Raw genomic sequence first — 25,574 nt, 5'->3', positions numbered from 1 at the left:
CATGTGGAGTGCGGCGGCAGCAGCCGCCGCTTTGGCAGTTTTTCGGATGCCGAACAACTTCAAAAGCGGCAGCTACGGCTGCCGCACTCCATAGGGCACTGCATAGGAAGTGACTGGTATGCCACAAACCGACGCGAATCTCGGAACAGGCTTGGCCGGCTTTGACAAAGTGCTGGGCGGACTGATTCCCGGCGACAACATCGTCTTCCACGTCGATACCGTCGAGAACTACCGCCCGTTCATCGCCCCCTGCTGCCAAGCCGCCCATCGCAGCGGGCGAAAGCTCATCTACTTCCGCTTCGCCAAGCACCCGCCGCTGCTGGGCGACGACGCCGGGGCCGACGTCTACGAACTCAAGCCCGAGGAAGGCTTCGAGGCGTTCCTGGCGGCGATCCACCGCGTCGTCGAGCAGCACGGCCACGGCTCATATTTCATCTTCGACTGCCTCTCGGACCTTGCCGCCGACTGGTACAGCGACCAGATGCTGGGCAACTTCTTCCTGCTGACCTGCCCGTACCTCTATGACGTCGAGGCCATCGCGTACTTCGGCCTGCTGCGAAATTGTCACGCCGCCGAGACGACGGCCACCATCGCCGAAACCGCCCAGGTCGTCATCAACATCTACCGCCACAACGGCGAACTGTACATTCACCCCCAGAAGGTGCAGCAGCGGTTCTCGCCGACGATGTACTTCCTGCACGTCTGGCACGGCGACGACTTTTTACCGGTGACACAAAGTGCGGTGATCTCGGAGATCCTCACCGCCGTGCCCTGGCGGCGACTGGCGTCGTCGGCCGAGGGCAGCGGACTGTGGGGTCGCAGCTTTCGCGAGGCCGCCGAGACAATGGAAGCCGTCGCCAAGGGCGAGGCCCCGCCCGAGCGCGAGCGCGAGATCTTCCGCCGCCTGGTCTACATGATGGTCACGCGCAACGACCGCCTGTTCGACCTGGTCGAGAAATACATGACGCTGGCCGAGATCATCCGCCTGGGCGGGCGCATGCTGGGCACGGGGCTCATCGGCGGCAAGAGCGTGGGCATGCTGATCGCCCGCGCGGTGCTGCGCCGCTCGACGCCGCACCTTGCGGCGCTGCTGGAGCCGCACGATTCGTTCTACATCGGCTCGGACGTGTTCTACACCTTCCTGGTGCGCAACGGCATCTGGTGGATCCGCCAGCGCCAGAAAGACCCGCAGAGCTTCCTGGACGGCGCCGAGCGCGCCCGCCAGAGCATCATCCGCGGCAGCTTCGGACCCGAGACGCAGAAGCAGTTCAGCGACATGCTCGACTACTTCGGCCAAAGCCCCATCATCGTCCGCTCGTCGAGCCTTCAGGAGGACAGCTTCGGCAACGCCTTCGCCGGAAAGTACGAAAGCGTCTTCTGCGTCAACCAGGGCTCTCGCGACAAGCGGCTGGAAGATTTCATGTCGGCCGTCCGCACCATCTACGCCAGCACCATGAGCGAGAAGGCCCTGCGCTACCGCGCCCAGCGCGGGCTGCTGGACAGCGACGAGCAGATGGCCCTGCTGGTGCAGCGCGTATCGGGCTCGCTCAACGGGCAACTTTTCTACCCGCACGTGGCCGGCGTGGGCTTCTCCATCAACCCGTACGTCTGGAACGAGGAGATCGACCCCAACGCGGGCATGCTGCGCCTGGTGTTCGGCTTGGGCACGCGCGCCGTCGACCGCGTCGACGACGATTACACGCGCGTGGTAGCCCTCAACGCCCCACAGATGCGCCCCGAGGGCACCTTCGACGAGGTGCGCCAGTACGCCCAGCGCCGCGTCGATGTGCTGAACCTGCAGTCCAACCAGCTCATCTCCAGCAGTTTCCCGCAGGTGGTCGCCCAGGGCGTCTCGCTGCCGATCGAGACCGTCGCCAGCGCCGCGGCCTCGCCCGCGCCCGATGCGCCGCCGGACTGGGTGCTGACGTTCGAGAAGCTGCTGTCGGCAACGGATTTCGTCGACGACATGCGAAACCTTTTCCAGGTGCTCCACCGCGCCTACGCGTACCCGGTCGACGTTGAGTTCACCGCAAACTTCATCGACCCCGAGCACTACAAGATCAACCTCGTGCAGTGCCGCCCCCTCCAGGTTCAAGGCGCCGGAACCATCGTCGCCCCGCCCGATCACATTCCCGACGAGCAACTCGTGCTGCGCACCAAGGGCGCCGTCATCGGCCCCAGCCGCCTCCTGTCCGTCAGCCGCATCATCTTCATATGCCCCTTCGAGTACGGCCGCCTGCCCATCGCAGACCGCCACAGCGTCGCGCGGCTGATCGGCAAGGTGATGCACGCCGGCGACCGCCCGCACCACACCAGCGACCTGTTGATCGGCCCGGGGCGGTGGGGAACCACCACGCCCTCGCTGGGGATCCCGACGGCCTTCGCCGACATCAACAACGCCGCCGCCCTGTGCGAGGTCGTGGCGATGCGCGAGGACCTGATCCCCAGCGCCTCGCTGGGCACGCATTACTTCAGCGACCTGGTGGAGAATGACATCCTCTACTTCACCCTGCTGCCCAACCAGGACGGCAACGTGCTCAACGAGACCTTCCTTCGCTCGTGCCCCAACGCTCTGGAACAGATCGTGCCCAACTGCGGCCCGCTGGGCGAGATCGTCCGCGTGATCGACTTCCCCGACAACGACATCCTGCTCTACGCCAACAACCTCAAGCAGCAGGTCGTCTGCCACCGCAGCCCGCGCGCCCAGGGACGGGGAGTGCGGGATTAACGGATTGGAAACGGATTAAGAGGATGGGAAAAGGCACATGGGGTACGCCACCATGAAGATAAACGTGCTAGTTCTGGCCGCGGCGATTGCTTTGGCCGGTTGCTCCAGCTCAAAACCCAAGACCACCGCCGAAGCTCAGGCCGTCGCCGCACAGGCCTTGGCCCAAGCCATCGCCGCACGCGCAGCTAAAGATCCCAAAGCCGCCGCCGCGGCCGCCAACCGCGCATCAGAAGCCGCCGACGCAGCAAAGGAACTCCTGGCCCAGCCCACCACCGCCCCCTCCGACGCGGCAGCATATGACGCCACCGCCGCGGCCGCCGCGGCGGCTCGGCGCGAAGCGGACCTGGCCGCCGAGGAAGCGCGCCTCATCGCGTTGCTTGACTCCTGGAAGGCCAGGGCCTACCGGGCCACGCGCCGCACGCTCGTCACGAGCACGTTCAAGGGCTTGGCGCTGGCGGCAGCCCAGGCGGGGAAACAGGATCCCGCCACCCTGAGCGATCTGGTGCGCGACTTGGCCAATGCCGCCGCCGAACTGGCCACACTGGCGACCGGGCGCCAACCGCTGGCAGAGGGCAAGCCCGACTGGAAAGGCATCGAGACCGACATGAACGCCATGGCCGACACGCCACCGCCCATGACCGGCGTGGTTCTGGCCGTGGGGCACCTCTCCAGCGGCAGCATGAACGCCGCACTGTACGAGGTGGAAATGCTTAACCCGAATCCAACCTCCCCTCAGCTCAAGTGCGGATATCACCTGTTGCGGGGCGTGGCGCTCTCGGCCAACGGCATGCCGATTCTGGGGGCGCAGGAGGTTGAACACTGCGCCGCAACGGGCGACGCCAATCCCGCCATGACCGGTCCGCAACTGCTCAGCACCATCCACCTGATCCTGGCGTACGATCACTGCACTAAACGCGACCTGCGGTCCGCCGACCTGGAAGTGGTCCGTGCCATGCGAGCCTGGCCGGATAACCCGATCAGCGTCTTCCTCACCGGCGAGCGACTGGCCGCCGACGGGAAATACGAGCAGGCCGCCGAGTCGCTGGAAAAATCGGCCAGCGGCGCCGAGCACGAATGGCTCGCCCAGAAGCTAGCCGCCCGCGCCCGCCACGTGCGCGACAAGAAGGGCGACGCCGAACCGCTCTTCAGCGACACCGGATTCCTCACCGCCGTCCTGGTGGAATACGGCGGCGAAGCCGCCAAAGACAAAGCCCCCGCCGGCCTCAGAGGCTTCATTACGGCCTGTCAGAACATCGGCAGGCAACTGCTGAAGTAGCACGGTCTACCGCCCGCTCCAGCGGGCACTGACTTCCTGCAGCCAATACCGCGCGATCAATTCGTGGCCTTGGGGCAGTGGATGGACGCCGTCCCACATCCAATGCGCGGGCTCGACGGCGGCCGCGGCGGCGTCGAAGATTTCCTGCGTGCGGATATGGACGGCCTGGTAGTCGACAGCCAGTCGCTCGACGATGGTGCAGAGCGCGTCCACCTGCCCGCGCCATTGCTGCCACTGGTCCTTGTCGGCCAGCTTGCCCGAAGGCAGAACGAAGGGGTCCAGCAGGACCAGCCGCAGGGCGGGATTGGCCTTGCGGCTGGCGTGGAGGATGCAGCGGTAGTCGGCCTCCCACGCGGGCAAGGCCACCGCCCCGCCGGCGCGGTGGACGTCGTTGACGCCCACGAGAATGCTCAGCAGGTCAGGCTTCATGTCGATGGCGTCGCTCTGCCAGCGGTTCTTCAAGTCGCCCAACGTGTTGCCGCTGACGCCGCGGTTGAAGAACTCGAGCTTGGCCGCCGGCATGTCCACCCCCAGCCGCGCCGCGATCAGAAACACATAGCTGTGGCCGAGGTAGTGATTGCGGTCGGCCTCATTGCGCCCCCACTGCATATCCGTGATCGAGTCGCCCTGAAAGAGCAGGCGGCTACCGGCAGCGAACTCCGGCAGGCGGTAGTTGTATCCCAAGTCGGGCATCTGTTCTCCTCAGTAGCATGGGCGTCTCGCCCATGAGTCGCACGGGCATCTTGCCCGTGCAAAGCAAGGACATGGCCGAGACGGCCATGCTACTCAGGGGCGAGACGCCCGTGCTACGATCAAAAGTCGCACCGGGCCGATCAGGCCTGAGACCGGTTCGCCGCGATAGCGCGACGGGATGGTCTGGTAGTGATTGGCCAGCGTGTTGTACACCAGCACCTCGACCGTGTTCAGGCCGGCTTTGAACAGGCCGCTGACACCGACCTTCCACGGCGGTGCCACGCGCACGCCGGCGCTTTGGCCGTTGATGTACACCTCGGCCGTGCCGGCCACGTGGCCCAGGCCCAGCGTGATCGCGCCTTGGGCCTCGTCGGCAGTCAACGTAACGCTGGTGCTGTACCGCACGCCGCCGGAGTAGTTGTTCAGGACGCCCATCTTGGACCAGTCGCCCAGCGGCATCTCGCCGCGGCCGTCGGTCTGGATCGTCACGGGCTCGGGCACGGTCGCGCCGCCGATGCAGCCCGTCTCGCTCTTGATGCGAAGGGCAATCACGGCCGCGCGGGGGCAAGGCCGTCCGGGCACGAATCGGCCGTCGCCCTTGGCGAGCATCGGCCGCCCGTCCATCCAGGCCGTGACGCTGCCCCGCGCCTGCACGCAGATGGAAGCGGTGCCGGGGGCGGAGAGGAATCGCAGCCACTGCGTCTCTTGCCGACCGGCCGTCACGTCAAAGCGGATCACGCCGGCGTCGCCATACCAGCGCATCGCCAGCTTCTGCCGCACAGCCGGAACGGCGACGGCTTGGTCTCGCATCACGAAGTGCCCGCGCCCGCCGGCATCGTATCGCACCACAACCGGATTGGCGCCGGCTTTGAGTTCCACGCCCTGCGCGAGGTCCGCTACAGCCGCGCCGTTGACGCACACCGCCGCCGGCGTGATGACCGGCGAGGTGTGGCTCTTGTCGGCCGGGGCGCCGCGGCTGACGCAGATCGCGGCCGTCGTCGGCTTCGCGACGGTCGCCGAGGTCCAGAGGTAGTAGCGGCCGCCATCTGGTTCGTGGCGCGTCTCGTTGAGACCGTCCACCGCCTTGCCCAGGCAGAGGAAGTCGTCGGTGACAGTCCGCTTGAGGCCGTGATAACCCTGGTGGCCGAGATCCTCTTCCTTGCCATATCGCCACGAGAAGTCGTAGGGCCGCCAGGTGAAGCTCTTGCCCGAGATTTCCAAGGGCACGAGCGGATCGACTGCCGACAGGGCGGCGAGTTTTGCGTCAAGCTGCAAGGTGTCCACGTCGGCAGGCACCGGGCCCAGCACGTAGAACTGCGTCCCGAACCCATGCAGATTTCTCGCCCAACTGCTGTCGTCGGTTTGCGGGAGCATGGCGGTCTTGGCCAATGCCTGGGTTTCGCCCGCCCATGCGAAACGGCGAGCTTCGACTCCAATCATCTTATTGTCGCTCGTGACAGGGATTCGGAAATCGCCGTTGGCGTTGTCCATCGTGGGCACGAACTCGACGGTCCACGTCCGGGGCAGCGGCTTGGCCGTTTCGGGGCGGGTGTCCTTCGCCGCCGGGTTCACGTGCTTCTTGCCTGGCGTAAACGCCACCACCTGCGCCTCGTAAGGTTCCAGCGGCAGTTCAACCTGCGTGCCGGTTGCCGTCTGGGCGACCACATGCAGCGGCGCCGCCGCGCCGGTCCACGGGTCGAGCAGTTCGACGGCGCCTTTGGCGCGGAACTCGACGACGGCGCCCGGCTGTGCGTCCAGAACCATGTACACGTCGCGCGGGCCGATCTTGCGGTGAATCGCCCGCACGGTTTGGCCGAGGCCTCGCACGTCCTGCACAAACGTGCCGCGGATGGCCTCGACGGCCGCCGCTGCATCGGCCAGTCGATGCTGCGGGGCAAACGCCGTGGCGTTCATCCGCTCCAGTTCCGCGTCGTCGCGCCCGGCGCGATCGGACGCCATCGGTAGCGAGCCGACGCAGTACACGTTCCCGCCGCCGGCTGCGAATGCGGCCGCTTTCTCGATGGTCGCCCAGCGCACGGCTTTCATGTTCGGCAGCACCAGCGCTTGGTATGACGCGCCGGCGTCTTTGACGACCAGGCGGCCGTTCTCAACGCAGGCCCGCGCGAGCGAGTCGTTGTCGATGAACTCGAAGTTGATCCCGGCCGCGATGAGCTGGCGGGCCAGTTCGAAGGCGGTGTCGCGCGCCGCGTCGGCGTCGATCTCGGCTTCGTACGGCGCGACGGGGTAGACCACCGCCACGTCGGCGGCAAGGCAGCCCTGGCTCATCACGTACGACAGACGCTCGAAGTATTTCAGGAACACGCCCATGTGCGCCCAGTACGGCATGCGGAAGTGATAGCACGGCGGCGCCCATTCCCAGTGCGAACCGTACGTGGTGAAGTACAGCCCGTGCAGGTTCAGCAGCGTGCAGCCGTACAGATAGTTCTCGCGCGTGGCGTGCATCAGCAGCTCCGGCGCAGCCCCCCAGCCCAGGCTGTGATAGCCCTCGAGCCACACGCGCGGCCGCTGGTACAGGTTGGCGATGGACGACGAGACCTTGCCCTTGATCAAGTCGGCCTTGCCGCCGGGCGTGTCGTGTCCGGGCGCGGTGTACCAGCGCGTGGCGCGGAAGTAGTCGCCGAACTCGTTGGGATGTCGCCCGCGCCCGCCGCTGTCGCAGGCGAAGATCATCCCCCGCGACGCGTGCCAGTGGAAGATCGGCCGGAAGTACCGCTCCTCCATCAACGACATGCGCACGTCGGCGTAGTCCATGCGAACCTTCGGCGTGAGCGGGCCGATGTCCTCCCACATCGCCGGCAGAACTTCGAGCAGGTCGTAGCCCTTGCGGCGGCGGAATTCGGCCGTGAAGTCGCCGTTCCACGCGAACTTGCCCATGCCCACGTGCAACTCGTCGTTGAAGAAGTAGTTCAGGCCCTTCGATGAGCCGCCGTTGTGGTCCTGAAACTTCTGGAAGAACCCGGCGATCACGGTCTCGCCCGCACCGCTCATCATCGGGTTGAGCGTGCCGGCCTTTCGCACGCTGCGGAACGTGCGGACATCCCACTGGCCCTGTGGGGCGGTCCAGGTGAGCGTGCCATCCTTTATATGTGGCGCCAGGTCCACGCCGCCGCGTTGGAGCTGACCGTTCACGACGGGATACGCCCGCGCGGCGATCTGGTCGGCAGGGCAGTCAATCGTGACGGTCTGGCCGCTGGCGGCCTTGCGAGATTCTCCGGCCTCGAGCTCGAAGGCGTTGAGCTCCGCCTTGGAGTAGAACAATTGGTAGAAGAGGTTTTTGGGTCCGGGCCAGTCCACCGTATAGGTGCTCATGCCGATGCCCATGTCGAGCTTGGCGCAAGCCTGCGAAACCTGCGTGTAAACCTTCCACCACTGCGGCGAGAAGATGGAAGGCTCGTCCTGCTCGGTCAGCCAGTCGTTGGGCGTGTCGTAGTGCGAGTAGTTGACCTGCACGCCGCTGACGCCCTTGGCGTGCAGTTCTTCGATCTGGGCGATCAGCCGAGGCGCGTCGAGCACGTCGCCGGTCCACCACCAGAACGGCACCTCGCCATAGCCCGCCGGCGGATCACGGAATCCGGCCATCACGTCAAGATCGCCGCTGCGGGAGGGAAACCCCAATCCATCAGCCAAGGCCCACTGCATGTAGTCCGGGTTCATCAATGCGGCGCCTCGTCATTCTGCAATTCTGCGAAACTCACGGCATCACCTGCGTCAAATCTTCACGAACTCGAACCCCATCGCCTGGGCGAAGGTTTCCAATTCGGCCAGATGGTCGCCGCTGCCCAGGGCGATGTGGTGGGCGGGACCCTGGCGGCACCAGGCGTCGAAGAACTCTTCGATCGGGCGCTCGACCTTGATGCGGCAGTTGGGGTTGCCGATCTGCAACACGTCGCCGGCGACGACCTCGGCTGGCGCGGCGATCAGCTTGAACGTCTCACCCGTGCCGAACTGGCTGACGTTAAGCAGCGTCGCGGGCCCTTGCCGCACGTCGAAGTCGATCCCCAACCCGTGGCCGGTCTTGCCGTGATGCACCTGGAGGTGCTGGAGCTTCGGCCGTCCGGCGGCCATGTTGATGTTGCTGGGCCCGTCGTGGCCCATCAGCAGAAAGTCCGCATCGTAGTCGATGGCGAAGAACTCGACGAACATCCCGCCTCCGCCCAGAAGGTCAAGGATCTTCATCGCCATGGCGGTCTTCACGTCGCCCTCGGTGACGCCGGGGCGGCCCATCGCCGCCAGGCGCGAGACGGCCAGGTTCGACTGAGCCCGCAACTGCGTGATCAGATCTTTCTGCCCCCACCAGTAGTACCCGAATGCCGAAATGTCGTGGCGAAGGATGACCTGCTCGTATGCCACTGCCGCCCGCGCCGAGAACTCCATGTGCTCGTCGCTCACCGTCGCGTCCACGTCATACGCGCGGCGGAACTGGGCGCACATATCCTGCGTCTGCGAGGCCGTCACGGCATGGTACGCTTCCTCGATTTCCTCGACCTCCGGGCGGACGATCATGCGGCCGCTGGCACGCAGCCAGCGATGCTCGTCGGTGGGCATGTCCACCATGCCGGTGTACGTGTTGCCCAGCAGCCCCACGTTCAGCGCGCCCATCGCCCGAGCGGCGGCCGCCCCGACGCAATCGTCCGATACCTGCTGCCAGAACCGCCCCGAGCCAAACGCCCCGGTGCGCACGCGGAACTCGCGCCCCATGCTCACCAGCCCCGCGGCGTATTCGGGAATGCAGCACGGGCCTTCGTGATAGAGATACGTCGCCGTGTCGGCCGACTTGTAGTCGTACGAGCCGTCCAGGTGCGTGTTGAGGATGCGCAGCGGCAGGCGGTCGCCAACGGCCCGCACTGCCGGCAGCACGACGATGCCCGTGGTGTACCCCAGCGGCAGCACCAGCAGGATGTCGATCTTTTCGGCCGCGAACGTCGCCCCGGCCTGCCAGGCCTTTTCGGGGGTATCCACCAGGCCCGGCGAGATCACGTCGCCGATCTCCGCCAGCCGCCGGCGGTACCGCTCATACATATCCAGCCCCCGCTGCTTGAGCCCGGGGAACTGGTCCCAATAGATCAAATGCCCCGTAGGAAGCAGCCCAATGCGCGGCCGCGCCTTGCGCACGCTAAGATCGGCAGTAATATTCATGCGGCGAAGTGTAAGCGATTCTGGGACAGAATAAAACCATGGCAGAGGGGGGATGGTTGACGATTTGTTCTTTCCGAGCGTCCACGTTTTCGACGATAATATACATCATGATCGAGCGGGTGGTCGCCAAACACGATGTCACTGACAAGTCGCAAGCCGCCAGAGACCTGGCGTACTGGCTGTCGCGCCCGCCGGAAGAGCGCATCGCAGCCGTTGAGCAACTGAGACGACAGTTCTATGGAGACACAGGAAGAATCCAGAAAGTTGTTCGCGTTATTCAACGCAAACAAGGTTGAATATGCCATCGTGGGCGGATCGTCCTCGTCGTCGTCCTCGTCCTCGTCGTCGGTTTTTGCTTCGGCCACAGAGACGCATTGAACACAGAGCAGGCAATACTCACTTCATGAACAGACTATAAGGCGGCCACACATGACTACCACTCGACGATTGGCGGAGCACCTGACGCTGATGTGTTGTCTGATTATCGTAATTCTGCTGACAGCCGCTCCGGCGGCCGCACTGGACAAGAACTTGACGTGGGAAAACGCCCCCCCGCCGGCACACAAGCTGTTTCTGACCGACGAGGAGTTCCGTAGCCTGTTTCCCCAGAAGAAGCAGCCCCACGCCGGATTCTGCCGCGTCCCGTGTTCGCACAACATCAACGGCGCCCGGCCGGACGGGCGCCCATTCATCTCCGGGCATTGGGAGACCGACAGGAAGACCGGCAAGACCGATTTCACGTACCGCCCCGGGCGCTCGACGCTGGAGAAAGGCGCTCCCTATTTCTGCCACGTCAGCGCGTACTACCGCTACGCCCCGCCCGACGCCGAGCAGCCTCAGCCCGTCCAGGACAACCGCCCCCTGCGGCGGCTGGACATGACGCTGTTCGCCTCGATCAACGCCCCGTACACCGCCAAGTCCATCGCCGAGTGGAAGGGTCGCGACGCCAAGGGATGGCGCGAGCAGGTCAAGAATCCCAAGAGCCCCTACTACAAATACCGCTACGTCGAGGATCTGGGTTTCGGACTCGACCGCAACGACATGTTCATCATGCTCAACAGCAACGGCAAGGGCTGCCAGGTCCACGTCCAGCTCGACAGCGCCAAGCTCTGGTTCCATGTGAGGCTCTTCCTCCATTTGGAGGATGGCGCCGTCACCCAGGAGCAGGCCATCGCCATCGCCCGTAATGCTGCAGCGCTCCTGGCGAAGAAGGGGTTCGGCTCGCAGGTAAAGTTGGCCAAGGACGGAGAGGCCGGCGCCGTCGGACTTCTTGAGGGGTGGATCGCCGACAGTCTGGGCAAGACGCCGGAAGAGGACCGCCGCGCCGCCCAGGTCAGCCTGGGCAAGAAGTTCTACATCACCTGCGCGTACAAGCTGCCCGAGGACCTCGACGAGATCAGCATCGGCTTTGAGAAGAACCCCGGCCAGGACGCCGTCGCCGCCAGCCGCGAGCGCTTCAAACGCATGAAGGACGAGACGCTCTGGATCAAGCCGCTGGACCCTGGCGGGTACAGGGCTCTGGACATCGGCCTGAATTACTCCTCGCGCGACAAGAACGACGCCGACGGCAACAAGGTCAAGATCCGCAAGACGGCTGAGGGCATGCTGGTGGTGTCGTTCCTGGTGGATACGTCCGATCCGCAGGAACCCTACGTTATTGGCCCGGGATCGTGGGAGTTCCTCCTGCGCATGAAGGCCATCAAGCGTGGAGGCCCCAATGAGAGCGACCGTGAGGTCGAGATATCGACCCATAAGGTCGCGGTGACGATTGCTGACGACCCGGTCTTCTCGGCGCGGGTTCTCAATCCGCCGAAGAAACCATAGAACGCCCGCCCGTGGCAAAACCGGGGCCGTCCTCGCTGGGACAAAGTGCAAGGAAAAGGAATGCCCGGTTAACGCACAATTCCGGCTTGAAGACGGATCTTTTCGATGTCCAGGGCGTTGATGTAGACCAGCAGGTTCTGCCAGATTTCGTGGAAACCGAAGTCGCCTTCGGTCATCTCCTGAAGAGCCTGATCCTTGGTCCAGCCTTGCACGGCGATGCGGTAGACAGCGCACATAGTGCCGGTGCGATCGGAGCCGTGCTGGCAGTGGACGAACACCGGCTGGCGCGCCGGGTCGGTCACGATCTGCAGGAAGCGGATGATGTCTTCGTCTTCGGCGTGCCAGGCGTTCATGCGAATGTGCTCGTACGCCAGGCCGGTGCGTCCGATCTCATCGCGATCGCTGTGCATCGACCGCAAGTTGACGATCGTCCGCACGCCCATGGCCTTGAGCTGCTTCATGCCCTCCTCGGTCGGCTGAGCGCCGCGATAGAGGGTCTCGCTGACCTGGTGCAGGTTGGGCAGGCCCGGCTTGGACATGGTCGCCGCCCACGGTCTCGTGGACGAGAGGGTGGCATGGAAGGCGGTGTCGTTGCCGCTGCGCGGGGCCAGCAGGTCGATATCGAAGGCGCGCAGCCCCAGCACGCCGGCGCCGGCGGCCAGCACGAGCAGCAGCACGACGATGAACCATCTTCGGCGGGTTTGTCTTGCCATAGTGTGAGATTGTACCAAGCGGCGGCAGGCGGTGCTAAGGAAGTTGCCGCGCGGGTTGCATGGGCACGGGGAGCACGGGCGGGATGGGTGCCACGCACAACTCCGTTGTGCGTGTCCCTGACCGCAAAAACAGGGAGCATGGGCGAGACGCCCATGCCACACGGCAGGAGCATGGGCGGGACGCCCAAGGCCGGTGAGGATCCATAAACAAAAACCGCGTGTTCGGATACGCTCCGGCGGGTACACTTGTCGAGCTTAAGGAGAGGCAATTGTCCTGGCTGGAAGACAAACTCACGCCCCACCCCACGGTCCCCAAGCCGGTATGGCGGGATCTGTACTGCCTGCTGACGCTGTCGGCGCTGGCGGTGACGCTGCCGTGGTGGCAGGGGTCGTCGCTGCAGACGATGATCTGGTTGGCCGACCGCGCAACGTCGCCGTATCTGCCGCCGGCGATGGCGATGCTGCTGGCGATGCGGCGCGGAGCCATCGACATGAGCGTCTGGGCCGTGGCGGCCGTGGGAGGGCTCGTCGCCGCGGCGGCGTTGAACGCCGGATGGGCGGCCTGGGCGGTGATTGCGACGGGGGCGGCGGCCGGGACGGCAATAGGCGGCTTCAACGGCCTTATGTCGGTGCTGCTGCGTCGTCCGGTTCCGGCAATCACGCTGCTGGTGGGCCTGCTGATCGTGCTGGCGGCGTGGTGGCTGGGCCAGGGCCGCGAACTGGCGGTGCAGACCAGCGCGATGGACGGGATTCATTCGGCGGGCTTCGACAGCGACGGTCTGCGTCGCGTGCTGGTCAGCGGATGCTTTCTGGCAGTCCTGGCGCTGCTGCTCAACGGTATGCTCCCGCTCGACAAGGCCGTCGCGGGGCGGTGGAGCCTTCTGGCGGTCCTGGCGATTTCAGGGACGCTGGCGGCCTGCGGAGGCGTGGCGTGGGTGCTCAGTCACGGTCAGGCGCCGCTTCCGACGCGGGTGGTGGGCGACTTGCGCGTTCCGGTGGCGGCGGTGCTGGCCGGCGGTCTGTTCCTGTCCGGGACGGGGCGCAGTGTGGTGGCCGTGGCGTTACTTCCGGCGGCGCTGGCGTTGACGACGGCTTGGCGACAGAGTTTCTTCCCGTTCCACCTGGGCGGGTACTGGATGCACATGCTGGTGTTGCTGGCGGTGACGGGACTGGCGCAGATCGCCATGGCCCGCGCGGCCCGTGGCAACGCCCGCAACGGCGCCGCCCTGGGCGTGTGGTTCATCATGTGTCTGATGGCGCTGGGGCTGACAGCCGCGGCGGGGATGCAGCACCTGGCGGCCAGCCAACCCTCGACGGGCGCCGGGGCGATGGAACCGTGGCAACTGCGGACATTCCGGGTGGCGGGGATGGCGGCGTGCGCCGCGGGGGCGGTGTGGCTGGGCAGGACCATGCGCCGGGGGACAGAACCATCGATTCGCCGGGTCTGAGAATCTGAATCTGAGATCTGAGATTCAAGAAGAAACGCCAAACCGCAAGCGGGGTCGGGCCATGGGAACTGCATCCCGTTCTTCTCACCACTGACCACTCACAACACACCACTGCTGTCAATATGCTCCGCCGACGCCGCTGGTGTCGGGGACGACCGGCTTGGCGGCGGGCGCGGCGGGCGCGGCCGGCTGGGACGCGGCCGAACCGGGCACGGCCTGCACGGTGTCGGCGTAGATCACCAGGTTGCGCATCAGATCGAAGGCGGTGTCGATGTCGTAGCCGTTGATGGTGCCGGCGCGGCAGGCGATGAGCCCGCAGGTCAGGTCCAGCGGGCTGAAGATGACGCCCGCGCGCCCGCCGGCGACGGTGACGCACTTGAACTGCGGGGAGCGGTCGGCGACCTTGACGGAGGTCTGCATGCGGAACCCGCATTTCTCGATCACCCTGTCAGGCAGGAGGAACATCGGCGCCACGGCAGAGAGGGAGGTCAGGCTGTTGCGGGGTTCGGGGAAGGCTCGCCGCAGGAGGCTTTCGACGCAAGCGGTGAAGGCGGGGTTTCCGCCGGCAGAGTCGATGATGAGCGTTCCGCCGCCGTTGACGAAGGCGGCGAGCTTCTTGGCCTCTTCGTCGGAAAACTCGCCGTCGCCTGACCCGGTCATGTGGGCGACTTTGGCGCCGGCGGGCAGATCGCCCAGCGTCACCGCCTCGGGCAGGGTAATGACGATGTTCTCATCCTGGGCCATCATGTCCTTGAAGCGGGCCCAGGCGCGGGGCTCGGGATTCCACCGCCCCTTGTACTTGATGCGGTAGACTTCGATGCTCTTGGCGTTGGCGGCGGCCTTGGCGTCTTTAGGCCAGAACACGTGCCCGCGGGCGGGCAGGTCGCTGGTCTTGTCCAAGGCGTAGCGGGCCACATTGTACGCCAACTGGTATTCGCGGTTCTTCGGATCGGTCAAAGCGCGGTTGGACGTCCATCGGGCGGCGAGGTCTTCGTCGCAATGCACCACCAGCGGACGGGCGCCGTTGGTGACTTCGCTGAACATGCTGGCCTTCTTGATGTCGAAGTACGAGCTATACAAAGCGCCCTTTGCGTCAACCGGCTGGATCGGGTAATCCGGGAACATCATCTTGTAGGCGTACTGCATGGCCGTGTTGAACGCCGAGCCCCCCTGCTGCACCACGGTGAAGATCGTCCCGCCGTCCTCGACGAATTTCTTGAGCATCTCCAGGTGCTCTGGCGTCAGTTTCGGGTCGCTCGTGCCGGTAATGTACAGAATCGACGCATCGTGCCACTCGTCGACGGGGTGCTTGAAATCCACGATCTGCCAGTTCACTTCCGACTCGAGGTTCAGGCTCACCCAGCGCGTCACGGCCGCCAGGTCGCGGCTGCGGCGGTCCCAGTCGCCGCCGTGCTGGAGCTTGTTGAAGAGGATGGGCTGTCGCCCGCGAATGAGGAACAACAGACCGAACGAGGTGTTGGGGACGTCGCCCCATCCACCGGGCCAGGCGCCGTTGGGCGCCTGTGTCCGCAGCAGGGTGCTGGCGATTTCCTTGTACCAGTCATGCTCGCCGAACCACTTGTACCCGGCGGCCACGCCCACGCGCTCGACGCCGTAGTTGTAGTATCCGTCGCCACCGGGAGCGAAGTTCTTGTCCAACCAGTCCAGCCCCTTCTGGATGGCGTCGAACCGCTTTCCGGGATTGGCGTCGGCCAGACCGGAGTAGTCGTAACAGATGTAGAGCGTCGCGATGCCCGCGACGGTCATGGTGTTTTTGCCGACAGCAGCCTTGCCGCTGTACTGCCATCCACCGTCGTCGCACTGGGCGCCAACCCAGTGCTTGAGGACCTTGTTCCAATAATCCGGGGAGATGTCGATGCCGTCGGCGGCCGCCGCCCACACGCCCAGCAGACCGTACTGGCTGTTGGAGTGGTCGCCGCCGGCGGGCTTACCGTCGGAGGTGTACCCGTACGAGCCGGTGGCGGTGGAGGCCACGAGCAGGGCGGCTTCCTTCATCAGTTGCTCGCGATAGCGACCCAGCGTGGAGTTGTTGGCCAGGTGCCAGGCGTAACATCGCAGCCCGAGGTCGTAGGTGTGCGTGGAGTCGTTGGCCTTGAGCCACTCCAGGGCCTTCTTGAGCCGCTCTTCCTGGGGGTTGATTCCGGCAGAGAGCAAGGCGTAGGTGGCCATGGCGGTCGGGCCGGTCTTGAACTGCCCGTGGGCGGGCCAACTACCGTCGGCGTTCTGGGCGGAGTAGAGGAAATCGATGGCGGACTTGATCGCCTTGGCGACGTTCTCGTCGGAGAACTCGGCGGCGGGCTCGGCGCCCTTGCGTGCCTTGCGCCGCGGCTTGGCGTCGGCGGATGCGGCCAGAAGAGAAAAGAGCAGCGTCACGCACAGGAGAATCAGGGCTAATCGTCGCATGGTATCACCTTGAGTCCTCGACGGTTTGACTGCCGTGGGCACCGCATCGCCTGCCTCCGGCTCCGGGGCGGTTCCCCCCCGACGGTCGCAGCAGCCGCTTATCGAATTATGTCAGGTTTGCCCGATCCTTTCAAGTAATCGGTCCGGTCCTTTTCGCAGCTCGGCTGGGCCACAGAGGCACGGAGCTCACAGAGAGGAAGAAACTCAGTGGAAGAAGAACTCGTCTTTCCACTATTCACTTCTTCTCGGTGTTCTCTGTGTTTCTGTGGCCCAATATTTTTTCGCTACTGGCCCTTTTCGGCGCGAAGCCGCAGGGCCGCGTCGATGAACTCCTGGATGTCGCCGTCGAGCACGCGGTCGGTGTGGGGGCTCTTGAGGTCCGTCCGCTCGTCCCGCACGAGCTGGTAGGGGTACAGCACGTACGAGCGGATCTGGTTGCCGAAGGCGATCTCGCCCTTCTCGCCGTAAAGCTTGCTCAACTCGGCGTCGCGCTTGGCCTGCTCGCGCTGGTACAGCTTGGCCGAGAGCATCTTGCGGGCCTCGGCTCGATTCTTGTGCTGGGAGCGGTCGTTCTGGCACTGCACGACGATGCCCGTCTCCAGGTGCGTCAGGCGGATGGCGCTGGAAACCTTGTTGACGTTCTGCCCGCCCGGGCCGCTGGAGCGGAAAATGTCTTCGCGCACTTCCTTGGCCCAGTCGATATCCAGCACCACGTCGTCCAGCTCCGGCAGAACGTCCACCGAGGCGAAGCTCGTGTGGCGGCGGTTCTGCGAATCGAACGGGCTGACGCGCACCAGACGATGCACGCCCCGCTCGGCCGAGAGGTACCCGTACGCGTAAGGCCCGCGGACATTGAAGGTCACCGAGCGGATTCCGGCCTCTTCGCCGTCGACGCGGTCGATCTCGTCGGTGGCGTACCCGCTGCGCTGGAAATATCGGATGTACATTCGCATGAGCATCTCCGCCCAGTCGCAGCTTTCCGTGCCGCCGGCGCCGGCATGAATCGAGAAGTAGCACGATCCGGCGTCATGTTCGCCCGACAGCAGCGTCGCCAGTTCCAGTCGCTCCAGCGAGGCGGCGATCTTGTCGACCTCGCCGGACGCTTCGGCCATCGTCTCGTCGCAGCCTTCCTCGCGTGCCAGTTCTTCCAGCGCCGCGGCGTCCTCGACGCGCTTGGTCATCGCCGCGATCGGGTCGACGACGGCCTTGGCGGCCTTGAGCTCGGCGACGACGATCTTGGCGGCCTCGGCGTTGTCCCAGAATCCCTGCGCCGACATCTGCGTCTCAAGTTCTCCCAACCGCGACTTCTTGCCTGCAAAGTCAAAGAGAGTCCCGGATGGATTTGATCCGGGCCCTGAGGGTTTCGATCGAATCTCGCAGATTCTCGGTTCGTTCGGCCATTTACAACTCCTGTACGTAGGACGCCCGGAAGGGCGTTTGGTTCCCTCAATTGCGGATTTGGGATTTCGGATTTCGGATTGGCGCCTGCCGTATCAATCCGCAATCCCAAATCAGAAATCTGCAATTCTCTATCCTGCGGCCTGGGTCTCCTTCTCGGGGGCCATCCACATCCGATACTTTCGCGCCAGGCGGAACTGGCAGTATAACCCCAAAGCCGCCAGAACGAAAGCCGCCCCGGCGGCGATAATGCCCGTCAACACGTTGCCGCGAAAGACCTGCCACAAGTCCTCCGGCCCCGCGGCGCCCACCGCCAGAAGCGTCGCGGCCAACACCGCGTTGACGCTGCCGCTGACGCCCGTCAGCACGATCACGAGCGGCCGCGTGTAGACAAACACCAGCAGCGCCAACACCAGTCCGATCAACCCCCCGACGATCCAGGATGTGTGCGTGTAGTTCATCAGCGTCGCCGTCAGTGCGGTGGCGCCGGCCAGCACCGCCAGCCCCAGCACCAGGCGGTAAAGGAACCAGCTCAACAGTCCCAGCAGGATCGCCCCGGCCAGGCAGAAGATCAGGTAGTCAGTCCCGGTCGGTTGGGTGTACAGGGCCGCGGCGGAAATCGCTCCCAGCAGGATTCCCCCGACCAGGCCCGCCATCACCAGTTGGATCCTCAGCAGCGGATATCCCAGAAAGCACAGCAGCAATCCCCAGAGGACCAGCATCACCATCCCCGGTCCGCCGCCGGCGAATTGCGATTGGAGCATCTGGTGGAAATCCGGCGCCGATGGCATGGTCGTAGGCATACCTCTGTTATCGGTCCGCCGCGGGGGAAAAGTCGCGGCGGAGGCACCAAGTATTTATCAAAGCCGTTGTTTGGCTTTGATGAATACTTGCGCTGGGCACGGGTACACGGCACCAAATGAAGAAGTAATTCACACAACGAATTGCTTCTTCATTTAGTGCCTCCGCCGCGACTTTTCCCCCGCTGGTAACTGGGGGATACGCGTAACGCTGAAAGCGCATAGCTCAAAGCCGCCCGCTGTGGTTAAATAGTCCCCTGTGAATCCGCCCGAACAGATCGAGCATCCCCCGCGAGCCCTGCGCGTGGTGTGGGTCGCCGCCCCGCAGACGCTGGTGCGCCTCGGGGCGTTCCTGGCCCCGCTGGCCGGCGCCCTGCGCGAGCGGGGCATCGAGATCGCCCTGCTGGGCCAGGACCCCGCAGCCTCCGGCGCCCTGGCGACCACGCTGCCGCTGGTCCCGCTGCGATGGCGCAAGGTCTGGTGGCTGCACGCGGCCGCGATCGAAGCGGCCGCCACGCAACTGGCCCGCTGCAAGGTGGAGGTCGTGCATGGCCTGGACGGCGCGACGATCGACGTCAGCACGCGGTTGGGGCGGCGGTTGACGCGACCGGTTGCGGTCTCGATCTACCGAGCCGACGACCTGGCGGCCCCGAAGGTTCCGGCGAATCTGCCGCTGGCGGCGGTGCTGACCGCCTCGCAGCCGCTTTGCGACGCCCTGCGCGCAAAGCTGGGCGAGCACGTGCAGGCGGTGCTCTCGCGGCCGGGCGTCGAGGCGGTCGGACGCGCCGATGACGGTCCCGACGATGCCCTGCGCCCGCGGGCGATCGTGCTCGGGGGTCCGATGGAAGAGAGCGAGCCGTTCGAGAGCGTGATCGAGAGTCTTGTGCGGGTGCTCAAGGACGGTCCACGGTGGCACTGTTTCGTGCTCGGTGGCGGAGCGGCCCAGCGGAGGTTGCGGCGGGCGGTGGCGCGGCGGGGCCTGGCGCCCCAGGTTACCATGGTGCCCGAGCAGCCCTCGCAGTACATCGGGCGAATCATGAGCAGCGCCGATCTCTACGTCGCCCCCGTCTCGCCCGGAGGGGTCGACCTCAACTGCCTCCAGGCCCTGGCCGCCGCCGCACCGGTCCTGAGCGTCCGCCAGCCGGCGTGCGACTTCCTGATCGACGGCGTGACGGCCTCGCTCTTTCGTCCCGGCAACAGCGACGAACTTGATAGCAAGCTGGGCACGCTGTTATGCACAGCCGCCACGGCCAAGGCCCAGGCGGCGCGCGGATTGGAGTACGTGCGGATGAACCACAGCATCGAAGCTGCCGCCGACCGCACCGCCGCGGTCTACCGAGACCTGGCGATGCAGGAGTAGCACGGGCGTCTCGCCCATGCTACGGGAGAATCATGGCAATCATTGCGGGCATAGACGAGGCGGGGCTGGGACCGGTCCTCGGACCGCTGGTAGTCTCGGCGACGGCCTTTGAGGTACCCGACGACCTGCTGGACAAGTCGCTCTGGCAGACGCTGGCGCTGGCGGTGTCGCGCAAGGTCTCGCGAACGCGCAAGCGCATCGTCGTCAGCGACAGCAAGAAGCTCTACCACCGCCAGCGCCCCGGCGCGCTGGACCACCTGGAACTGGGCGCTCTGGCGTTCCTTGGCTCGCTGGATCAGAGACCCCAGTCGCTGCGCGGGCTGCTGGCGTTTGTCTGCCCGGCCATGCTCAAGGTCATGGACGAGTACCCCTGGTACGCCGGGCAGGACCTGCCCCTGCCGACCTGCCTGACGCCGACGGCCGTGGATCTGCCCGCGGCCGCCCTTCGCACGGCGATGCAGCGGGCGGGGGTGAAATGCCTCTGCATGCGCAGCGAGGTGCTCGAGGCCGGGCAGTACAATCGCCTGGTTCGGGCGACGCGGAGCAAAGCCACCACGGTAGGCGACCTGGTGGCGCGGCTGTTGGCGCACGTGTGGGAGCTTTCAGCCGGCAAGCGGGTGCAGATCGACGTCGACCGCCAGGGCGGGCGGCGGTCGTACCTGGAGGGCCTGCAGCGCATTTTCCCCGAGGCGCAGTTCAAGGTCATCGATGAGAGCGAGACGTTCAGCGCGTACCGAATTACGGAAGCCTCGCCCATTAAGGGCCAGACGGGTGCCACGCACAACTCCGTTGTGCGTGTCCATGATGGTCGCGATTCGGGGAGCACGGGCGGGACGCCCGTGCCACAAAGCAAGAGCATGGGCGAGACGCCCATGCCACACAACGGGGCGCCCATGTCAGGCCGGGTGGCGGAGATCCGCTACCAGGTCGAAGCCGAAGACCAGCACCTGTGCGTGGCGCTGGCGTCGATGCTGTGCAAGTACATCCGCGAGTGCATGATGGAACTGTTCAACCGCTTCTGGACCGCGCGCATCGCCGGTCTTGAGCCCACGGCCGGCTATTACGTTGACGGCAACCGCTTCTACCAGCAGATCGTGCCCGAGATCAAGGCGATGGGGATCGACACCGATCTGGTCTACCGGTGCGTCTGAGCGCCGGCCTTTGCGCCTCTACGCTTTCTCGTAGACCCCATAGTCTTCGAGGGTGTCGAACATCGCCAGGACGTTTTCCACGGGCGTTTGTTCCAGGATCGTGTCGTGGCTGGCCCCGCCGATGTATCCGCCGCCGCCCATCATGATGTCCAGCACCTCGCGCGTGTCGCGGATGACCGTCTCGGGCGTCCCGTCGATCAGCACCCGGTGCGAATCGATCGCCCCGTTGAAGACGATCCTGTCGCCGAAGAGGGTCTTGAGCGCCCGCAGGTCCATACCGCGGCACGAGGGCTGGACTGAATGCAGCGCGTCGAGCCCGGCCTCGACCAGCAGCGGGATCAACTCGGCGAACCCCCCGCAGCAGTGCATCTGCACGTACAAGCCGTAGTCGTGCCCCAGCTCGATCAGCCGCCGTGTGTGCGGCAGGATGAACCGCTTGAACATCTCCGCGCTCAGCAGCGGGCCGGTCATGCTGCCCAGGTCGTTGGCGATAAAGAACACGTCGATCACGTCGGCGGCCGCATCAAAGACGCGCCGCGAGACGGCGGCATAGTAGTCGACCATGTGCGTCATCATCGCGTCGACCACTTCCGGGTGGTCGAACATCGCCAGGTACAGTCCCTCCATGCCCATCAGGTCGATGGCGTCATGGAAAAACGGCGACCAGTCGCCGCCGAGGATGGCGTACTGCCCCGCCCAGGCGGCCGCCTCGCTGCGAATGTGCGAGATGTCCATCCAGTCCGGGTCCGGCCAGGGATAGTCATGCACCTGCTGCAGCGACGCCCCGGCCAGGGGATGATCGAGCGGCTGGCCATAGCCCATTCCGTGCCGCTCGACGCCGAAGATGGTGCGGCTGACGGCGTCTTTGTGCTGGAGCACCATGGGCGGCCCGGCATACCGGGCCAGCACACGGCGAAAGTCGTCGTGGAACCGCCGTCGCAAGCCCTCGTCGTCGAGTTGGAGCTGGGTTTTGCACTTGTCCCAGAACTCCTGCGACGCGCCGCACCACATCGGCACGCGATCGGGCAATTGGTGCTCGAAAACCGCCAGCACGCGCTGTCGCGAGGTCATGGGCAATGGAAAACCTCCTCCATGTCCGCCCACCAGTTGCCCTCGCCGCGGTCGCCCAGGGGTTCCTGGCAGGGCATGCAGACGCTCCACCATTTTTGCGTGGTGGCGTCTGCCGCCATCCGGGCCATGTCGGCCTTGAAGTCGCTGCCGACATACTCGAAGTACGCAAACAGGTAGTGCTTGCCGTCGGGCAGCTTACGCAGGTAGATCGAGTAGTTGCGGATGTTGCAGGCGGTGATCATCGCCAGCACGTCCGGCCAGACCGCCGCGTGGAGCTTCTTGTACTGGGCGATCTGATCTTCCTTAACGCCGATTACTGAACCGTATCGCTGCATCGCTTGGCTCCTTTGGCGATAGTATGGCCACCCGCACCGGGGTGGCATGGCGACACGCGCATTCCTGGGTGGCATGGCGACACGCGTTTTTGTTTTATGCGGGTCGCCATGATCGTTCCATGCCCCATGGCGACCCCGATGAAACTGGTGTCGCCATGCCACCCAGCCAAAAGCCACCCACCGCTGGATGCTCACGTCATCCGCGCCGGATAATTCTGCACCCACTGGCACACCTGGCGGATCTTTTCCGGCGTCGCCGCCGGGGGCATAACGCCGGCCGATGTGATCACCAACCCGCGATGATGCGGCAGCGCCGCCAGGTCGCTCTCCAGCGCGGCGATGATATCCTCGGCCGGGCGCAACCACAGCCCCGCGCCGGTGCCCCCGATGAAACACACGTCCGGACACGCCGCACGCCCCTGCGCCAGCGTGGCCGATCCCAGCGGCGGACGGCTATACGCCTCGAACGCCCGCGCCCCTACGCCGGACAACTGGTCCAGCAGGTCTCTCAAATGCCCGCACATGTGCAGCACCAGGCGCCTGCCATGGGCACGGGCGATCCTGGCGCAGCGGCCGATGTGCCCGGCGCAGTACCGCCGGTACTGGGCGGGCGAGATCAGCGTCGTCGAGGTGTTCTCGATCAGGTACAGCGTGTCGGCCGGGCAATGGCGGGCAGCCAGTTCCATGGCGTTTTCGAGACGGGTCTGCATCGCCTCGAACAAGGCCTCGACCCGCCCGGGACAGTCGGCCAGAAAGAAGTGCGCGTTCTCGACCCCGGCCAGGTGCTGCACCCATTCCATCAACGCGCTGGTGCCGACGCAGGCCATCGTGCTGGCCGCCGGACCGATTTCCTGCTGGCGCTTGCGTGCCATCTCCACCGAAGGCGCGTCCAGCTCGAGACGATGGGCGAGATAGAAATCTCGCATCGCGTCGATGTCATCGGGCGTCTTGACGGGAAACTCGACCGGGTGCCACGCCCCCGAGGCCTCGTCGAACCGGTCCGCCGACGTCAACTCTACGCCCCCGGGGCCGCCATAGCTGCGGCGAACGATGCGATCCGGTCCGGGCTCAACCGCCTCGGCACGGACGTTCCAGCCGTCGAAGGATGTCTTGATGCCCAAGCCCACCCCCTCATGACAGTCCGAGCCGATCCACTGGTGGATCTGCGCCAAGCTCATGTCGCGGAAAGGCGCCTTCTGGGCCGCGGAGTAGTTGCCCCCCAGCTTCGGCCAGAACGGCAGGCGGTCCACCGCCTCCATGTCCAGCGCCGCCAGCCATCGTTCGCGCGGCGTCATGGTGTCGCGTGCAGTGTGCATGGCGCCATCGTAACCGCCAAGACGAACGCCTGTCTAGAAATGATGGATGCGACTTCGCGTCGGATGCATGGCGGCGTTTCCGCTTCTTCCCATTCGTGTCATTCGTGACATTCGTGGACGTAGCTTCCCCGACCCATGCCCAGCAGAACGGCCAAGGCCCTGCAGACAATTGCGGTTGGAAATCGCACCGCCCTGATTATAATGCCCCATTCGAACCCCGGCTTCAGGAGAGCACTATGCCAAAGGCAGTCGCAGCAGCGCAATACAAGGTCAAGGACATCAAGCTGGCCGACTTCGGTCGCAAGGAAATTTCCATCGCCGAGCACGAGATGCCCGGTCTGATGGCCAGCCGCGAGAAGTACGGCCGCGAGAAGCCCCTCGCCGGCGCCCGCATCATGGGCAGTTTGCACATGACGATCCAGACGGCCGTGCTCATCGAGACCCTCGTCGAGCTCGGCGCCGACGTGCGGTGGGCCTCGTGCAACATCTTCTCGACGCAGGACCACGCTGCCGCGGCCATCGCCGCCAGCGGCGTGCCCGTCTTCGCCTACAAGGGCGAGAGCCTCGAAGAATACTGGGACTACACCCTCAAGGCCCTGACCTGGCCCAATGGCAAGGGGCCCAACCTCGTCGTCGACGACGGCGGCGACGCGACGCTGTTGATTCACCGAGGCTTTGCGGCCGAGAACGACGCGGCCATCCTCGACGAGCCCACCGACAACCACGAGTTGCAGCTCATCAACGCCCTGCTGAAAAAGCAGCTCAAGAAGGACAAGCAGTTCTGGCATAAGGTCGCCGCCGACTGGAAGGGCGTTTCGGAAGAGACCACCACCGGCGTACACCGCCTGTATCAAATGATGGAGCGCGGCGAGCTGCTCGTGCCGGCGATCAACGTCAACGACTCGGTCACCAAGAGCAAGTTCGACAACGTCTACGGCTGCCGCGAGAGCCTCGTCGACGGGATCAAGCGCGCCACCGACGTGATGGTGGCCGGCAAGGTCGCCGTCGTGTGCGGCTATGGCGACGTGGGCAAGGGCTCGGCCCAGGCGTTGGCGGCCCACAAGGCCCGCGTGATCGTCACCGAGATCGACCCGATCTGCGCCCTGCAGGCGTACATGGCGGGGTTCCCCGTGATGACGCTCGAAGACACCCTGGGCCTGGCCGACATCTATGTCACCACCACCGGCAACTGCGACGTCATCACCGCAAAGCACATGGCCAAAATGAAAGACCAGGCCATCGTCTGCAACATCGGGCACTTCGACAATGAGATCCAGGTCAAGGAGCTCAACAACTGGCCGAAGATCAAAATTACGCAGATCAAGCCCGAGTCGGCCGGGGCCGTCGACATGTACACCTTCCCCGACGGGCACAGCATCTACATGCTGGCCAAGGGGCGGCTGGTGAACCTCGGCTGTGCGACCGGGCACCCCAGCTTCGTGATGAGCAACTCGTTCACCAACCAGACGCTGGCGCAGATCGACCTGTGGACGAACGAGCGAGGCATCGGCGTGTACCGCCTGGACAAGAAGCTCGACGAAGAAGTCGCCCGCCTGCACGTGGAAAAGCTCGGCGGCAAACTCACCCGCCTGTCCAGCAAGCAGGCCGCCTACCTGGGCCTCTCGCCCGAAGGCCCGTACAAGGCCGAGCACTACCGGTATTGATTTCCAATTTACAATTTTCAATTTCCGATTGAACAACAAACCGGGCGGCGCGGAACGAACTTCCCGCCGCCCGGTTTTCTTTCTTGCAGTGTATAGGGGTAGGGAGATCCGGTTGTTAACCGGTTCCCCCTCCCTCCGAACCGGACGGGCGGGTCTCCCGCATCCGGCTCTCCAGTTGGTGGTTCACCCACGGGGGGATTGACGCAAGATGCCTTG

18 protein-coding genes are annotated in these 25,574 nt (G+C 65.2%); 7 read left to right on the top strand and 11 right to left on the bottom strand.

The features are described 5' to 3' along the window. Positions 1-118 precede the first annotated feature (118 nt). Together ABFD92_14955 and ABFD92_14950 are read left to right on the top strand one after the other, a co-directional pair. Positions 119-2,728 carry a PEP/pyruvate-binding domain-containing protein gene (locus tag ABFD92_14955; GenBank protein MEN6505837.1) on the top strand — a complete coding sequence of 870 codons (2,610 nt, stop codon included), beginning with the start codon at positions 119-121 and terminating at the stop codon, positions 2,726-2,728. A 37-nt stretch (positions 2,729-2,765) separates the two neighbouring features. Further along, complete coding sequence (locus ABFD92_14950; protein ID MEN6505836.1) at positions 2,766-4,004, top strand: hypothetical protein; 1,239 nt, start codon at positions 2,766-2,768, stop codon at positions 4,002-4,004. Between the two features lie 6 nt (positions 4,005-4,010). On the opposite strand, the gene ABFD92_14945 is transcribed toward ABFD92_14950, so the two are convergent. The 4 genes from ABFD92_14945 to ABFD92_14930 all read right to left on the bottom strand — a co-directional run bounded on the left by ABFD92_14945 (position 4,011) and on the right by ABFD92_14930 (position 10,219). Continuing rightward, on the bottom strand, positions 4,011-4,697 hold the full coding sequence (locus ABFD92_14945) for an SGNH/GDSL hydrolase family protein (protein MEN6505835.1): 687 nt from the start codon (positions 4,695-4,697) through the stop codon (positions 4,011-4,013). Positions 4,698-4,790: 93 nt separating this feature from the next. Beyond that, a complete protein-coding gene (locus ABFD92_14940) occupies positions 4,791-8,372 on the bottom strand; it encodes a glycosyl hydrolase (GenBank protein ID MEN6505834.1) in 3,582 nt (1,193 codons plus the stop codon). A gap of 54 nt (positions 8,373-8,426) precedes the next feature. Next, a complete protein-coding gene (locus ABFD92_14935) occupies positions 8,427-9,785 on the bottom strand; it encodes a hypothetical protein (GenBank protein ID MEN6505833.1) in 1,359 nt (452 codons plus the stop codon). Positions 9,786-9,850: 65 nt separating this feature from the next. Next, positions 9,851-10,219, bottom strand: a complete 369-nt coding sequence (locus ABFD92_14930; protein ID MEN6505832.1) for a hypothetical protein — start codon at positions 10,217-10,219, stop codon at positions 9,851-9,853. Positions 10,220-10,283: 64 nt separating this feature from the next. Here ABFD92_14930 and ABFD92_14925 point away from each other — a divergent pair, with 64 nt between their 5' ends. After that, positions 10,284-11,678 (top strand): hypothetical protein, encoded by a 1,395-nt coding sequence (locus ABFD92_14925; protein ID MEN6505831.1) that lies wholly within the window; start codon positions 10,284-10,286, stop codon positions 11,676-11,678. A 68-nt stretch (positions 11,679-11,746) separates the two neighbouring features. Here the strand turns inward: ABFD92_14925 and ABFD92_14920 are convergent, their stop codons facing one another. Then, entirely contained in the window at positions 11,747-12,391 is a 645-nt protein-coding gene (locus ABFD92_14920) for a tyrosine-protein phosphatase (GenBank protein MEN6505830.1), read from the bottom strand. A gap of 269 nt (positions 12,392-12,660) precedes the next feature. Between ABFD92_14920 and ABFD92_14915 the strand changes: the two genes are divergently transcribed. Beyond that, complete coding sequence (locus ABFD92_14915; protein ID MEN6505829.1) at positions 12,661-13,839, top strand: hypothetical protein; 1,179 nt, start codon at positions 12,661-12,663, stop codon at positions 13,837-13,839. Positions 13,840-13,956: 117 nt separating this feature from the next. Here ABFD92_14915 and ABFD92_14910 read toward each other — a convergent pair whose 3' ends face one another. The 3 genes from ABFD92_14910 to ABFD92_14900 all read right to left on the bottom strand — a co-directional run bounded on the left by ABFD92_14910 (position 13,957) and on the right by ABFD92_14900 (position 18,464). Next, entirely contained in the window at positions 13,957-16,263 is a 2,307-nt protein-coding gene (locus tag ABFD92_14910; protein MEN6505828.1) for a DUF4159 domain-containing protein, read from the bottom strand. 284 nt (positions 16,264-16,547) lie between these two features. Continuing rightward, positions 16,548-17,664 (bottom strand): peptide chain release factor 2 gene (prfB, locus tag ABFD92_14905; protein ID MEN6505827.1). Its coding sequence is split into 2 segments (ribosomal slippage): positions 16,548-17,585 and positions 17,587-17,664, totalling 1,116 coding nucleotides; the frame shifts between segments, so codons are not numbered across the junction. 128 nt (positions 17,665-17,792) lie between these two features. Then, positions 17,793-18,464, bottom strand: coding sequence for a hypothetical protein (locus ABFD92_14900; protein MEN6505826.1), 672 nt, complete (start codon positions 18,462-18,464; stop codon positions 17,793-17,795). Positions 18,465-18,720: 256 nt separating this feature from the next. Between ABFD92_14900 and ABFD92_14895 the strand changes: the two genes are divergently transcribed. Together ABFD92_14895 and ABFD92_14890 are read left to right on the top strand one after the other, a co-directional pair. Next, positions 18,721-19,821 (top strand): glycosyltransferase, encoded by a 1,101-nt coding sequence (locus ABFD92_14895; protein MEN6505825.1) that lies wholly within the window; start codon positions 18,721-18,723, stop codon positions 19,819-19,821. Positions 19,822-19,853: 32 nt separating this feature from the next. Next, the gene (locus tag ABFD92_14890; GenBank protein ID MEN6505824.1) at positions 19,854-20,972 is read left to right on the top strand and encodes a hypothetical protein; all 1,119 of its coding nucleotides are present in this window, start codon (positions 19,854-19,856) and stop codon (positions 20,970-20,972) included. 18 nt (positions 20,973-20,990) lie between these two features. Here ABFD92_14890 and ABFD92_14885 read toward each other — a convergent pair whose 3' ends face one another. The 3 genes from ABFD92_14885 to ABFD92_14875 all read right to left on the bottom strand — a co-directional run bounded on the left by ABFD92_14885 (position 20,991) and on the right by ABFD92_14875 (position 23,694). Continuing rightward, positions 20,991-22,043 (bottom strand): uroporphyrinogen decarboxylase family protein, encoded by a 1,053-nt coding sequence (locus ABFD92_14885; protein ID MEN6505823.1) that lies wholly within the window; start codon positions 22,041-22,043, stop codon positions 20,991-20,993. Continuing rightward, on the bottom strand, positions 22,040-22,378 hold the full coding sequence (locus ABFD92_14880) for an L-rhamnose mutarotase (GenBank protein ID MEN6505822.1): 339 nt from the start codon (positions 22,376-22,378) through the stop codon (positions 22,040-22,042). The genes ABFD92_14885 and ABFD92_14880 overlap by 4 nt, the downstream gene beginning before the upstream one ends. Before the next feature lie 191 nt (positions 22,379-22,569). Beyond that, positions 22,570-23,694: a uroporphyrinogen decarboxylase family protein gene (locus ABFD92_14875; GenBank protein MEN6505821.1), complete on the bottom strand. Its 1,125-nt coding sequence runs from the start codon at positions 23,692-23,694 to the stop codon at positions 22,570-22,572. Positions 23,695-23,930: 236 nt separating this feature from the next. Here ABFD92_14875 and ahcY point away from each other — a divergent pair, with 236 nt between their 5' ends. Further along, positions 23,931-25,358: an adenosylhomocysteinase gene (gene ahcY / locus ABFD92_14870; GenBank protein MEN6505820.1), complete on the top strand. Its 1,428-nt coding sequence runs from the start codon at positions 23,931-23,933 to the stop codon at positions 25,356-25,358. The last annotated feature ends 216 nt before the right edge of the window (positions 25,359-25,574 follow it).

It is taken from the genome of Planctomycetaceae bacterium (assembly GCA_039680605.1).
Taxonomy (GTDB): domain Bacteria; phylum Planctomycetota; class Phycisphaerae; order SM23-33; family SM23-33; genus JAJFUU01.
Note: the sequence above shows the minus strand (reverse complement) of the source record. Positions and strands in the feature narration are given on the sequence as shown.

Excerpts from the sequence above, each read along its gene's own strand:
- ABFD92_14945 (MEN6505835.1), bottom strand. The coding sequence starts at position 4,697 with ATGCCCGACTTGGGATACAACTACCGCCTGCCGGAGTTCGCTGCCGGT.
- ABFD92_14950 (MEN6505836.1), top strand. The coding sequence starts at position 2,766 with ATGGGGTACGCCACCATGAAGATAAACGTGCTAGTTCTGGCCGCGGCG.
- ABFD92_14910 (MEN6505828.1), bottom strand. The coding sequence starts at position 16,263 with ATGCGACGATTAGCCCTGATTCTCCTGTGCGTGACGCTGCTCTTTTCT.
- ABFD92_14900 (MEN6505826.1), bottom strand. The coding sequence starts at position 18,464 with ATGCCTACGACCATGCCATCGGCGCCGGATTTCCACCAGATGCTCCAA.
- ABFD92_14875 (MEN6505821.1), bottom strand. The coding sequence starts at position 23,694 with ATGCACACTGCACGCGACACCATGACGCCGCGCGAACGATGGCTGGCG.
- ABFD92_14955 (MEN6505837.1), top strand. The coding sequence starts at position 119 with ATGCCACAAACCGACGCGAATCTCGGAACAGGCTTGGCCGGCTTTGAC.
- ABFD92_14920 (MEN6505830.1), bottom strand. The coding sequence starts at position 12,391 with ATGGCAAGACAAACCCGCCGAAGATGGTTCATCGTCGTGCTGCTGCTC.
- ABFD92_14890 (MEN6505824.1), top strand. The coding sequence starts at position 19,854 with ATGGCAATCATTGCGGGCATAGACGAGGCGGGGCTGGGACCGGTCCTC.
- ahcY (MEN6505820.1), top strand. The coding sequence starts at position 23,931 with ATGCCAAAGGCAGTCGCAGCAGCGCAATACAAGGTCAAGGACATCAAG.
- ABFD92_14885 (MEN6505823.1), bottom strand. The coding sequence starts at position 22,043 with ATGACCTCGCGACAGCGCGTGCTGGCGGTTTTCGAGCACCAATTGCCC.
- ABFD92_14925 (MEN6505831.1), top strand. The coding sequence starts at position 10,284 with ATGACTACCACTCGACGATTGGCGGAGCACCTGACGCTGATGTGTTGT.
- ABFD92_14880 (MEN6505822.1), bottom strand. The coding sequence starts at position 22,378 with ATGCAGCGATACGGTTCAGTAATCGGCGTTAAGGAAGATCAGATCGCC.
- ABFD92_14940 (MEN6505834.1), bottom strand. The coding sequence starts at position 8,372 with ATGAACCCGGACTACATGCAGTGGGCCTTGGCTGATGGATTGGGGTTT.